Source organism: Micromonospora sp. NPDC093243 (genome assembly GCF_044753725.1).
Taxonomy (GTDB): Bacteria; Actinomycetota; Actinomycetes; order Mycobacteriales; family Micromonosporaceae; genus Micromonospora.
The window spans coordinates 358,290-370,515 of record NZ_JBIVNT010000006.1 but is presented as its reverse complement, the minus strand read 5'-3'; the positions used below and the strand labels follow the sequence as shown (position 1 = coordinate 370,515).

The window sequence follows — 12,226 nt, the reverse complement described above, 5'->3', positions numbered from 1 at the left end:
GGCCTACGCCGACACGTGCGCCACCCCGGGCCGGCCGCTCTGCACGTGGACGCGGGCTCGCGTCGAGATCGGGGCGCCCGGGGCGTTGACGAACGGTACGACCCGGTAGTCGGTGTGCATCTCGTGCCGGCCGAGATGGCACACCTGGTAGCCACGCTGGGCGTTGTGGAACTTCATGTGCGGGTTCTCGGCCAGCCAGGTCACTCCGAGCTGGTCCATGTCCGCGCCGTTGCCACCGGAGCTGATCGCGGTTCCGAGGAACTCGGTACCGACCGTGCGCGAGGCCGGGTCGGCGAAGTCCAACTTGAGATCGGCGGCCACACTGCGGTGCGCGTCGCCGGTGATGATGAGGAAGTTCTCGACACCCCGGCTCGCCACACCGTCGAACAGCCGCTGACGCGCCGCCGCGTACCCGTCCCAGGTGTCCATCCCGAAGGTCTCGGGCGTGCCGGCGGTGTGGTCGGCCTCCATGGCGAAGATCTGGTTGCCGAGCACGTTCCACCGTGAGGTGGACGCGCCGAGGCCGGCCAGCAGCCAGGCCTCCTGCTTGGCGCCGAGCATCTGCCGGTTCGGGTCCCAGCGCAGCGACTGGTCGGTGAGCTGCTGGTCGCGGAACCGCCGGGTGTCGAGCACGTCGAGCTGCAGCAGGTCGCCGAACTTCAGCCGCCGGTAGACCTGCATCTCCGGGCCCCGCGGCATCGACGACGCGCGCAGCGGCAGGTTCTCGTAGTACGCCTGGTAGGCGGCGGCGCGGCGGAGCCGGAACACCGCCGGGTCCTGGTCCGGCTCGGTGTCCGGCTGCGAGTGGTCGCCGGCCCAGTTGTTCTCCACGTCGTGGTCGTCCGGGGCGACCACCCAGGGCGCGCTCGCGTGCGCCGCCTGCAGGGCCGGGTCGAGCTTGTACTGGGAGTAGCGGATCCGGTAGTCGGTCAGGGAGAACGTCTCCGTCGCGGGGAGGTGCGCCCGGCCGATCGAACCGGCACCGCCGCCCTCGTAGATGTAGTCGCCGAGATGGACGACCAGGTCCAGATCCTCCCGGGCCAGGTGCTCGAACGCAGTGAAGTAGCCGTCGGTGTAGGCCTGGCAGCTCGCGAACGCGAAGGTCAACGACTGGAGAGCGGCCCCGGGGCGCGGTGCGGTGCGGGTCCGGCCCACCGGGCTGACCTGGTCGGCGACCCGGAAGCGGTACCAGTACTCGCGGTCCGGCCGAAGGCCGTGCACCTCCGCGTGCACCGAGTGCCCCCACTCGGCCGTGGCACGTTCCACCCCACGGCGCACCACCCGGCGGAACCGCTCGTCCTCCGCCACCTCCCACCGGACATGCACCGCGCGGTCGGGCATCCCCCCGAGCCCGTCGAGGGCGAGCGGGTCCGGCGCCAGGCGGGTCCAGAGCACGACGCCGTCCGGCATCGGATCGCCGGAGGCGACACCGAGCCTGAACGCGTAACCGGTCAGCGTGATCCGGTCGTTCGCGGCGGACGTCGCCGAAGCCGGCTCGGCGGCGAGGATCGCCGCGCCCGCGGCGACACCACCCAGGGCGAGGAAGTGACGGCGGGGCAGCATCGGTGGTGACTGCGACATGGCGGGTGCCTCCGGACAGCGATTGATCTTGCCGTTGTCCCGATCCCAACTGTCCGGTGTGACACCCGCCGGAACGCGCGATGAACAGAGCCGATAATGACCGGGTCGATCGGTTCACCGGGGACGCGCGGCGGCGACCCCGGTGTCGACCGACGTCACGAACTGGTGAGGATGACGAGTTGCTGGGTCGCTCGGGTCATCGCGACGTAGCGGTCCACCGCCCCTTCGATGCCCTCGCCGAACGCCTCCGGGTCGACGAGAACGACCAGGTCGAACTCGAGCCCCTTCGCCAGCTCCGGGGTCAACGACCGGACGCGGGACGTCGCCTGGAAGGTGGCAGCGCCGATGACGCAGGCGATCCCCTCGGCGTGCTCGGCGAGCCAGGTGTCGAGGATCGGCCCCAGCTCCGAGGCGGATCCGTGCACGACGGACCGGCCGCTGGTGCGAATGGACGTCGGCACGTTGGCGTCCGGGAGCACGGCTCGGATGACCGGCTCGGCTTCCGCCATGACCTCCTCCGGCGTCCGGTAGTTGATGCTCAGCGCGGCCAGGTCGATCCGGTCGAGCCCGATCCGCCGGAGCCGCTCCTGCCACGACTCCGGGAACCCGTGCCGGGACTGGGCGCGATCCCCGACGATGGTGAAGCTGCGGGACGGGCAGCGCAGCAGCAACATCTGCCACTGTGCGTCCGTCAGTTCCTGAGCCTCGTCCACGACGATGTGCGCGAACGGGCCGGCGAGCCGGTCCGGATCGGCGTCGGGCAGTCCGGCCTCGTCGACCAGGGCGTCTCGCAGGTCCTGCTGGTGCAGCATCGTCATCAGGCCTTCGCCGTCGTCGTACGCGTCGGATGCGATCAGGTCGTCGACGACCCGGGCCATCTGCTCGCGCTGGACGGCGACGGCGGCCTCGCGCCGATGCCGGCGTCGGGACGCCTCCGCGTCGCCGAGCCGCTGCCGCGCCGCGTCCAGCAGCGGCAGGTCGGAGACCGTCCAGGCCCGGGCGTCGCCGCGTTGCAGCTTTCGGACCTCGTCCGGGCTGAGCCAGGGAGCGCACTTGCGCAGATAGGCGGGGACCGAGAACAGATCTGCAACGAGGTCGGCCGGGTCGAGCAGCGGCCAGGCCCGGTGGAGGGCCGTGAGAAGCTCCCTGTTGCGCAGCAGCGAGCTGCGAACCAGGTCCTCCGGCTCGTCGCCGTCGTACTTGTTCAGCAGGATCGTGAGCAGCTCCGCCAAGATCTCGTCCCGCGCCTCGTTGTGCGGGGTGCCCGGCCCCGGCGCGTCGAACGCCTCGGCCCAGTCGTCGGCGCTCAGCCGGAGATCGGACTCGTCGGTCGTGACCGTCATCGGTTTGGCCGGCGGCTCCTCGTAGAACCTGACGGCCGCTTCGATCGCCTTGACCAGGTCCGCGGACGACTTCAGCAGGGCCACCTCCGGGTCGGTCTCGATGGTTGCCGCGGCGCCCTCGGGGACGAGGTCCCGCAGGGTGCAGGTCTGCACGTCCTCCTCGCCGAGGCTGGGCAGGACGTCGGCGACGTAGGCGAGATAGGGCTGGTGCGGGCCGACGAACAACACCCCGCCCCGACGGTGGCTGAGCCGCGGGTCGGCGTAGAGGAGATAGGCGGTGCGGTGCAGCGCGACCACGGTCTTCCCGGTGCCCGGACCGCCGTCGACCACGAGCGCGCCGCTCGATCCCGCGCGGATGATGGCGTCCTGGTCGGCCTGGATGGTGCCGAGCACGTCCCGCATCCGGGTCGACCGGTTGCTGCCCAGGCTGGCGATGAAGGCGGACTGGTCGTCGAGCGCGGCGTGCCCTTCGAGCCCGTCCGCGGTGAACACCTCGTCCCAGTAGTCACTGATCCGGCCACGGGTCCAGCGATACCTACGGCGGCTCGCCAGCCCCATCGGGTTGGCGTGGGTCGCCCCGAAGAACGGCTCCGCCGCGGGAGAGCGCCAGTCGAGCAGCAGCCGACGACCGGTGCCGTCGGTGAGGCCGAACCGTCCGACGTAGACGGGCTCGGCGTCGTCCGCGCTGACCATGCGTCCGAGGCAGAGGTCCAGGCCGAAGCGACGCAGGGCGCGCAGGCGGCTGGTCAGCCGGTGGATCTCCTCGTCCCGGTCCATCGCCCGCCGGCCGATACCCCCCGGCGCCCTGCGCACGGCATCGAGCTGACCGGACAGCTCGGCGATCGACCGCTCGAGGCTCTCCGCGACGGCCGCGAAGTGCCGCTCGTCGACGGCGATCAGCCTCGGGTCGGCCTTGGCCGAGAGGTTCTCGGGCAGATCAAACGCGCTGGTGGTCAGCGGGTTCACGGCATCAGCTCCGATCTCGGGCCGCCTGCGGCGGCCGCTTGTTCCCGTCTCCGCGGTGCTGGCTCGGCAATCCCGCGTGTGCACGCGGACGCTGCGGGCTGTTCTCTGCTGACCGGGTCGAGTGGCAACTTCGCGGCCACCGCTGTCCCCACCGGCCCCAAACGTCGACAACACCATGCGTACTTCGCAACTCCCCCGTTTTTGCAGGTTTCTGACCTCGGCCAGCGATTCTGCGGCATCACCCGGGTCTTGCCGCAAGCCCCCGGGTGGGCTATACCTTGAAAGTGGAGGGGAGCAGGTCGCCCCTCCCTTCGACCGTCAGCTGGACGGAAACCTCCTCGCAACGCGCGCCACGCCGCTACGCCGCGTCGGCCGGCCCAGGAGTGAACTCACCTCGGTCCATGACTGCAATGGCGGACCCGGGCGTGCCGCGCCGAGCGGCCGCGCCGCAGGACACACCGGCCGTCGCCGCGGCGATCTTGGTGGGCCGGGTGTGGCATTGTGGCGAGCTATGAAGCCGCAGGTGGATGGCGAGGCGCGGCGCGCCGTGCCGCAGCCCCTGCGGGTCGCCGTGCGGATGCTGCGCGAGTACCGGCCCACCGTCGCGCGGGTCCGGGCGTTGGTCCGCAGCATGGCGACCTCGTTTGTGGTGCTCAGCACGACGCTGTGGCTGCTGCCCGGGGTCACCGCCAGCGGCCTGGTCGCGATGCTCTGGCTGGTCGCCCTGGTCACTGGCGTCGGCGCGGTGCTGCGCCCGCTGCTGCTGGCGCTGGCCACCGCGCTCGGCGGGCTCTGGGCGCTCGCCATCGGCGTAGGCGTGCAGGCCGTCGTCATGTACGTGGCACTACGTCTCGACCCCGAAGCGCACGTGGCCGGGTTCGCCGTCGCCTTCGTGGCCGCGTGGCTCGCCGTGGCGCTCGCCGCGATCGTAAACTGGCTGGCCGACGCCGGCACCGACGACACGTTCGTCAGCGAGATGCTGCGACTGATGACCCGGGTGCGGCGTGCGCCGGAGCGGCGCCGGAGCTTGGCCTTCCGACGCCGCCGGCCCGGCGACGCGACCCCGTCAACCGACGAGCAGCCCGCCGACGGCGTGCTCGTCATCCAGCTCGACGGCGTGGCCGCGCCGCTGGTGCAGTGGGCGGTGCGGGCCGGAAACCTTCCCACGATCGGCCGGTGGCTGCGCTCCCGCAGCCACCGGATGACCCGCTGGCACACGGGCCTGCCGGCCACCACGCCGGCGGCCCAGGCGGGTCTGCTGCACGGCGAGGTCCGTCGGGTGCCGGCCTTCCGCTGGTACGAGAAGGCGACGGTGAGCAGCGACGGCACGCGCTCGCCCGGCCGGCTGATGGTGACCAGCCGACCCCGGGACGCCGCCGAGATCGAGCAGCGCCTGTCGACCGGTCACGGGCTGCTGCGCGACGGCGGCGTGAGCATCAGCACCGCCTTCTCCGGCGACGCCCCCACCAGCCTGCTCACCGTGAGCCGCGCCGGGCTGCCAGGGCGGTCCAACTCCGGCTACGCGACCTTCATGACCAGCCCGTACGGCTTCGCCCGGGCGGTCGTGCTGGGCGCCGGGCAGCTGCTCCGGGAGCTGCACGAGGGTCGGCGACAGCGGATCCGCGGCGTGCAGCCCCGGGGCGATCGCGGCGGCTCCTACCTGGCGCTGCGTCCGCTGGCGAGCCTGCTCAACGACCTCAACGTGTCGCTCATCGCCGAGCAGATGGCCCGCGGCGCGCCGGTGATCTTCTGCGACTTCGTCGACTACGACGAGGTGGCCCACCACGCCGGACCGGCCCGCCCGGAGGCGATGGCGGCCCTGGAGGCGCTCGACCACACGCTCGGCATCCTGCAGCGGCTGGCGGCCGAGGCGGGGCGGCGCTATCACCTCGTCGTGCTGAGCGACCACGGGCAGAGCCAGGGCGCCACGTTCCGGCAGCGGTACGGCGAGTCGCTGGCGCAGGTGGTCGCCCGGCTCGCCGCCCCCGCGGTGCGCCCACCGGCCCCCGCCGATCCGACGGACGCGACCCCGGTCACGGCGAGCGCCGAGGCTGCCGGTCGCGTCGAGCAGTGGGGCCGGGTCAACACGTTGCTCACCGAGGTGGCCGGCCGCGGCGGGATGACCGGCGCCGCGACACGGGCGGCGGTGCGGTCGCACTCGGTCGGTGGCGAGGTAGCCCTCGGGCCGGCCGCGCGGGAACAGGAGGAGGCCGCCCGTGCCGACCCCCAGACCGTGGTGGTGGCGTCCGGCAACCTGGCGATGATCTACCTCGCCCGACATCCGGGCCGACTGGTCCGGGAGCGGATCGACACCGTCGTCCCGGGGCTGATCGACGGCCTGAGGGCGCATCCGGGCGTCGGGTTGGTCGTCGTCGACTCCGCCGCCGGTCCGGTGGCGCTCGGGTCGCGCGGTGAGCACCGACTGCGCGGCGGGCACGTCGAGGGCGACGACCCGCTTGCGCCGTACGGCCCGCGAGCGCGCCAGGACCTGCTGCGCCACCAGGAGATGGACCACGTCGGCGACCTGGTGGTGATCAGCGTCGTGGACCCGAGCCTGGAGGAGGTGGCGGCCTTCGAGGAGCTGGTCGGCTGCCACGGTGGGCTGGGCGGCTGGCAGACCGAGGCGCTGCTCATCCATCCGGCCGACTGGCCGCAGGACGGCGAACTGGTCGGCCCGGAGGCCGTACACGCCCAGTTGCTCGGGTGGCTGCGCCGGCTCGGCCTCCGCCAGCCCGACGAGGACGCCGACGACGCGCCGCGCGGCCACGCGCCCCGCGCGCCGGACGATCACGCGGACGGCGATCGGGGCGAGCGCTCAGGTGCGCGGCTGCCGGCTATGGCGTCACCGGCGGATGAGCCGGCGCGCTCCGGCGTCGGCCCACCCAGCTCAGCCCCTGGCTGACCAGCACGACGAGCAGGACGGCGGCGACCACGCTCTGCCACGGTTCGGGAAAGACGGCGCGCCCGAGCACGCCGATCGCGGCGTAGAAGGCCGACCAGGCGAGGCTGGCCGGGGCGTTGGCGATGGCGAAGCGTCGCGAGGTCAGCCCGGCCACCGCCGCCGCGAGCAGCACCGGAAGCCGGCCGCCCGGAATCAGTCGGGACACCAGGAGCATCGAGACGCGCCCCTCACGTACGCGCGCCGACAGCCGCTCGAAGCGTTGCGGTCCGCGTAGCAGGTGCAGCCGTCGGGCGATGCGCTCGCCGCCCCAGTCGAGCAGCAGGTAGGTCGCCAGGTCGCCCACGTACGCCCCGAGGGCGCCGGCGAGCACGACGAGGGCCACGGTCGGCAGGTCCTGGTGCGCGGCGAGGGCGGCGGCGCCGCTGACCGCGGCGCCGGTGGGTACCACCGGGACCACCGCCCCGAACATCACGACCAGGGCCAGCCAGCCCAGCGCGCCGAGGCTCGCCGTCATGGCCGCGGAATCGTCAACGACTCGCCCGGGCGCAGCACGCGTACCCGGGTGCCGGGGGCGGTCGCCCTGGCGTGGCCGGCGAAGTCCTCTCCGGGCTGGTGGAACAGCTCCGGGCGGAGCCGGTCGCACCCGACCGGCCAGAAGGTGCCGAAGTGGATGGGTACGGCCCAGGCCGCCGCCGCCCGGCGCACCGCCTCGGCCGCGCCCGCCGGGTCGAGGTGGCCGGGGCCGAGGGTGGGACCCCACCCGCCCACGGGGATCAGCGCCAGGTCGACCGGCCCCAGCTTGGCCATCTCGTCGAAGAGGCCGGTGTCCCCGGCGAACCAGGTGCGGGCCTGCCCTTCGATCAGGTAGCCCAGCGCCGGCGCGCGGTGCCGGGACCAGGGCCCGCGACCGGGGTGGTGGGCGGCGGGTACGGCCGTGACGCTGAGCTGCCCGATGGTGGTCCGGTCGCCGGCCGCCAGTTCGACGCACCGGCCGGCGGTGCTGCCCAGTGCCTGACGGACGAGGCGTCCCGCCCCGGCCGGGACCACCAGCGTGGTGTGCTCGGGCAGCCGGCGCAGCGACGCGAAGTCCAGATGGTCGGCGTGCAGGTGCGACACGAGGACCGCGTCCGGGGCGCCGGGCAGCTGCGGGACGGTCCCGCGGCGCCGACGCAGGTGGGCGAGGCGGTTACGCAGCAGCGGGTCGGTCAGCAGCCGGGTGCCGGAATCCTCGATCCACACGGTGCTGTGCCCGTACCAGGTCAGCTGGAGCACACCGCCACCCGCGCCGCGTCTGTCACGTCTGCCACCGTATCCGGCACCCAGGCGGCGGCACGAGGGCGCCCGCGCCGGTACGCGGACCGCCCGGTGCGAGTGGGGTCACGAGGCCTGCGGGGTGACGAGGTAGTCGTCGGCGTCGGGACTCCACCGCAGTTGGACGGCGCCGGCCGTGGCCGCCGCCTTGCAGAACTGCAGGAAGCTGCGGTAGCCGAGTTTCTGCTCGCTGAAGTCGGGCCGCGCCCGTCGGAGCTGGTCCTTCAGGCCGGAGAGCGCCAGGGCCCCGTCGTTGCCGGCCAGGTCGACGACCACCGACCGGAGCAGCCCGAACGCCACCTCCCGGTCGTCGTGCTCGGGCAGCGAGACCTCGGGGTCGCCCTTGGCGGGGCCCTCGGCCAGCTCGATCACGTTGTGCTCGGCGAGGTGCCGCAGGAGTTCACCGAAGGTACGGAAGCCGTAGTCGGACTCGCTGAAGGTCGGGTCTTTCCGGAGCAGGGTCCGCTTCAGCCTCGACGCGGTCACCTCACCGCCGGAGCTGCCCTGCAGACCGGCCACGGTCTGGGCCACCAGAGCGGCGAGCGTGTCGACGTCGCGTACGGGTTGCTCGACCAGCGGTTGGGGCTCGGGTTCCTGCTCCACCTGCTGCGGCTCCAGCTGCGGCGGGCGGGCGGGACGGCCGCGACGGGCGGGCGCCGGCGGGATCTCGACGCCCTCCAGGCGGTCGTAGTAGAGGAACTCGTCGCAGGCCGGCGGCAGCAGCGCCGAGGTCGACTTTTCGACCCCGACGCCGATGACGCGCTTGTTGAGCTCGCGGAGCTTGTGCACCAGCGGGGTGAAGTCGCTGTCGCCGGTGCAGATCACGAAGGTCGAGATGTACTCCCGCTCGAAGGCCAGCTCCACGGCGTCGACCGCCATCTTGATGTCGGCCGCGTTCTTGCGCGAGGCGCCCATCCGCTGCGGGATCTCGATGAGTTCGACGTGGCTGCGGGTGAGCATCCGCCGGTCCTCGCCGAAGTACGACCAGTCGGCGTACGCGCGGCGCACCACCACCCGCCCTCGCTCGGCGAGCGCGTCGGCGATGGGACGGAAGTCGAAGGCCATGCCGCCGTGATGGTCGCGGAACCCGAGGGCGAGGTTCTCGTAGTCGAGGAACAGGGCGATGCGGTCTTCTTGATCCACGGCAGCCAGCCTAGCCCGGTGCCGGTTGGGCCGCCGCCGACTCGCGGGCGGCGCCGCCACCCCGGTCGGTCGCGCTCGGGCCGGCCGGCCCCGAGAGCTCGCCGGTCGCGGAAGAATTGTTCGGCAATCATGTCGAGCGAGTCCCTCGCGGCTTCGACTCGTAGGTGGAGGGCAGGCCCGTTCAGTGGCGGGCCGCCGGAGACCAAGGAGCGGATCTGATGACGACGGTCATGACCGGAGCGACGATGTCGCTGGACGGCTACATCGCGGACGCGTCCCACGGTGGGTTCGAGTACCTCTTCCAGTGGTACGGCAACGGCGAGGTCGAGACGCCGACGGCCAACCCCGACATGACGCTGCGCACCTCGGCGGCGAGCGCCCGGCACCTGCGGGAGCTGAACGAGCGGACCGGGGCGCTGGTCGTCGGCCGGCGACTGTTCGACATGACCAACGGCTGGGGCGGCCGGCACCCGATGGACGTACCGGTGGTCGTCGTCACGCACACCGTGCCCGAGGGCTGGGAGCGCGAGAGCGACTCGTTCGTCTTCGTCACCGACGGCATCGAGAGCGCGATCGGTCGGGCGAAGGCCATCGCGGGCGACAAGCACGTCGGCGTCAACGGCGGCACCATCGCGGCGCAGGTCATCCAGGCCGGCCTGCTCGACGAGGTGCACGTGGACCTCGTCCCGGTCCTGCTCGGCGACGGCATCCCGCTCTTCGCCGACCTGAAGATCGCACCCGTCCAACTGGAGGGGCCCACGAGCGTCGTCGAGGGTGACGGCGTCACGCACCTCGCCTACCGGGTGCGCACGCCGGACTGACGGCGGGCGCGGGGCGGACGGGCCGGCACGGCCGACACCGGACGGTGGAAACTGTTATGCCGGCCCGGCCGGCCGGTCTCCTGATGGGGAGGCGTTGGCCGGATTCCACCAGCCACGCCACCGGGTAGCGGTGCGAGCACGTGAAGGAGTGGAGACGATGCGCGGAACGAGTCGGGGTGGCGCCGACGCGGGGCTGGTGGTCGCCGCCCGCAACGGCGACCCGCGGGCGCTCGACGCACTGGTGGCGGCGTCTCTCCCGCTCGTGTACAACGTGGTCGGCCGGGCGCTGCGGGGGCACGCCGACGTCGACGACGTGGTCCAGGAGACGCTGTTGCGCGTCGTCCGGCACCTGACCGACCTGCGGGATCCGGCCGCGTACCGGTCCTGGCTGATCGCCATCGCCGTCCGGCAGGTGCGGGACCGTGAGCAGTACCGTCGGGCGGCGTTGGACCACACCGCCGACCTCGACGTCGTCCACGGGGTGCACGATCCGGCCGCGGACTTCGCCGGGATCACGATTCTCCGGCTCGGTCTGACCGACCAGCGCCGCGAGGTGGCCGAGGCGACCCGCTGGCTCGACGACGACGATCGGACTCTGCTGGCCCTCTGGTGGCTGGAGGCCACCGGGGAGATCGACCGGACCGAACTCGCCACGGCGCTCGGCCTGACCGAGGGCCACGCGGCGGTCCGGATCCAACGGATGAAGGAACAGCTGCAGGCGTCGCGGATCGTCGTCCGTGCGCTGCGGGGTGGCGCCGCCTGCCCCGGGCTGCGGGAGCTGACCCGGACGTGGGACGGCCGGCCGAGCCCGCTGTGGCGCAAGCGCCTGGCCCGGCACGTGCGGGAGTGCGGCGAATGCGTCCGCTGGACCGCCGACCTGCTCCCGATCGACCGGCTGCTCGCCGGGCTTCCGCTGCTGCCGATCCCGCCCGGAATCGCCGAGAACCTCGCGGTGGGCCTCGCGCCGGAGAGCGCCCAGCACGCCGCGACGGCCATTCCCCACGCCGGCGCGACGAGCCCACCCGCCCCGACGCCCAGCCCCCAGGTGATCGAGGCGACCGGGCGCGCCGCCGCCGGACCATCGGGCGGTGGCGCGTCCGGGGGCGCCCACGCGGTACGCCCGGGCGGGCTGAGCCGGCTCATCTCGTTCGGCTCGAACCCGGTGCTGGGCCCGATCTCCGTGGCCGCCGCGGTCGCCGTGCTGGTCGTCGGGGCGATCGTCGTGGCCCAGCCGACCGGGTCGACGCCCGCCCCGGCGGCGACGCAGGCGGTCGGGGCGCCGCCGTCGACCACCTCGCTGGCCAGCCCGTCCACGGCCGCCACGCCGGGCGCCCCGACCACGCCACCGGCGGTGACCCCGAAGGCGAAGCCGACGACGGCCCGACCGGCGGCCCCGCCTCCCGCGGTGACCTCGAAGAGAAAGGGCGTCGGCGTCTGGACCTTCAACGGGGTCAGCCAGGCGCTGGCCAACTCCAACGCGAGTTGGTACTACACCTGGAACGTGGACCACCCGGGCGTCACCAGCCCGAAGGGCACCGAGTTCGTCCCGATGATCTGGGGGGCGAAGAGCGTCACCGCCAGCAACCTGCAACAGGCGAAGAAGAACGGCCGCTACCTGCTCGGGTTCAACGAGCCGGACATGGGCGGTCAGGCGAACATGAGCGTGGAGCAGGCGTTGGACCTGTGGCCGCAGCTGGAGGCGACCGGTCTGCCCCTGGGCAGCCCGGCGGTGGCCTGGGGCGGGGACCGCCCGGGTGAGTGGCTCGACCGCTTCATGGCCGGCGCGAAGCAGCGCGGCCACCGGGTCGACTTCATCGCCCTGCACTGGTACGGCGGTGACTTCACCACCGCCAACGCGGTCAACCAGCTCAAGTCCTACCTCCAGGCGGTGCACGACCGCTACCGGCTGCCGATCTGGCTCACCGAGTTCGCCCTGATCGACTTCTCCGACGGCGTCCGCTTCCCGAGCCAGCAGCAGCAGGCCGCGTTCCTCACCGCGGCGACCCGGATGTTGAGTGGGCTGCCCTGGCTGCACCGGTACGCCTGGTTCGGCCTGCCCGCCACGGCGAAGGACCAGACCGGGCTCTTCCGTACCGGCAGCGAGGCGACGGCCGTCGGTCGCGCCTTCCAGGGCGCGCGCTGACGGGCGGAGCGCCGGC

8 protein-coding genes are annotated in these 12,226 nt (G+C 73.0%); 3 read left to right on the top strand and 5 right to left on the bottom strand.

The features are described from left to right. Nucleotides 1-3 precede the first annotated feature (3 nt). Nucleotides 4-1,581: an alkaline phosphatase D family protein gene (locus tag ACIP9D_RS22325; RefSeq protein WP_350875016.1), complete on the bottom strand. Its 1,578-nt coding sequence runs from the start codon at nucleotides 1,579-1,581 to the stop codon at nucleotides 4-6. Nucleotides 1,582-1,736: 155 nt separating this feature from the next. Then, on the bottom strand, nucleotides 1,737-3,881 hold the full coding sequence (gene helR / locus ACIP9D_RS22320) for an RNA polymerase recycling motor ATPase HelR (protein WP_350875084.1): 2,145 nt from the start codon (nucleotides 3,879-3,881) through the stop codon (nucleotides 1,737-1,739). A gap of 520 nt (nucleotides 3,882-4,401) precedes the next feature. On the opposite strand from helR, the gene ACIP9D_RS22315 reads away from it, so the two are divergent. Next, nucleotides 4,402-6,792: an alkaline phosphatase family protein gene (locus ACIP9D_RS22315; protein WP_350875018.1), complete on the top strand. Its 2,391-nt coding sequence runs from the start codon at nucleotides 4,402-4,404 to the stop codon at nucleotides 6,790-6,792. Here ACIP9D_RS22315 and ACIP9D_RS22310 read toward each other — a convergent pair. From ACIP9D_RS22310 to ACIP9D_RS22300, 3 genes are all read right to left on the bottom strand, one after another. Next, nucleotides 6,725-7,306: a VTT domain-containing protein gene (locus ACIP9D_RS22310; protein WP_350875020.1), complete on the bottom strand. Its 582-nt coding sequence runs from the start codon at nucleotides 7,304-7,306 to the stop codon at nucleotides 6,725-6,727. The two genes, ACIP9D_RS22315 and ACIP9D_RS22310, sit on opposite strands and share 68 nt — an antisense overlap. Next, the gene (locus tag ACIP9D_RS22305; RefSeq protein ID WP_350875022.1) at nucleotides 7,303-8,064 is read right to left on the bottom strand and encodes an MBL fold metallo-hydrolase; all 762 of its coding nucleotides are present in this window, start codon (nucleotides 8,062-8,064) and stop codon (nucleotides 7,303-7,305) included. Before ACIP9D_RS22305 ends, ACIP9D_RS22310 begins: the two co-directional genes overlap by 4 nt. Before the next feature lie 105 nt (nucleotides 8,065-8,169). Continuing rightward, the gene (locus ACIP9D_RS22300; RefSeq protein WP_350875023.1) at nucleotides 8,170-9,246 is read right to left on the bottom strand and encodes an NYN domain-containing protein; all 1,077 of its coding nucleotides are present in this window, start codon (nucleotides 9,244-9,246) and stop codon (nucleotides 8,170-8,172) included. A gap of 218 nt (nucleotides 9,247-9,464) precedes the next feature. On the opposite strand from ACIP9D_RS22300, the gene ACIP9D_RS22295 reads away from it, so the two are divergent. Then, nucleotides 9,465-10,067 carry a dihydrofolate reductase family protein gene (locus ACIP9D_RS22295; RefSeq protein WP_350875025.1) on the top strand — a complete coding sequence of 201 codons (603 nt, stop codon included), beginning with the start codon at nucleotides 9,465-9,467 and terminating at the stop codon, nucleotides 10,065-10,067. A 157-nt stretch (nucleotides 10,068-10,224) separates the two neighbouring features. Then, nucleotides 10,225-12,210, top strand: coding sequence for a sigma-70 family RNA polymerase sigma factor (locus ACIP9D_RS22290; RefSeq protein ID WP_350875027.1), 1,986 nt, complete (start codon nucleotides 10,225-10,227; stop codon nucleotides 12,208-12,210). The last annotated feature ends 16 nt before the right edge of the window (nucleotides 12,211-12,226 follow it).

What these genes read in the sequence shown, in the direction of transcription:
- ACIP9D_RS22290 (WP_350875027.1), top strand. Translation starts at nt 10,225, where the DNA reads ATGCGCGGAACGAGTCGGGGTGGCGCCGACGCGGGGCTGGTGGTCGCC.
- ACIP9D_RS22315 (WP_350875018.1), top strand. Translation starts at nt 4,402, where the DNA reads ATGAAGCCGCAGGTGGATGGCGAGGCGCGGCGCGCCGTGCCGCAGCCC.
- ACIP9D_RS22295 (WP_350875025.1), top strand. Translation starts at nt 9,465, where the DNA reads ATGACGACGGTCATGACCGGAGCGACGATGTCGCTGGACGGCTACATC.
- ACIP9D_RS22325 (WP_350875016.1), bottom strand. Translation starts at nt 1,581, where the DNA reads ATGTCGCAGTCACCACCGATGCTGCCCCGCCGTCACTTCCTCGCCCTG.
- ACIP9D_RS22310 (WP_350875020.1), bottom strand. Translation starts at nt 7,306, where the DNA reads ATGACGGCGAGCCTCGGCGCGCTGGGCTGGCTGGCCCTGGTCGTGATG.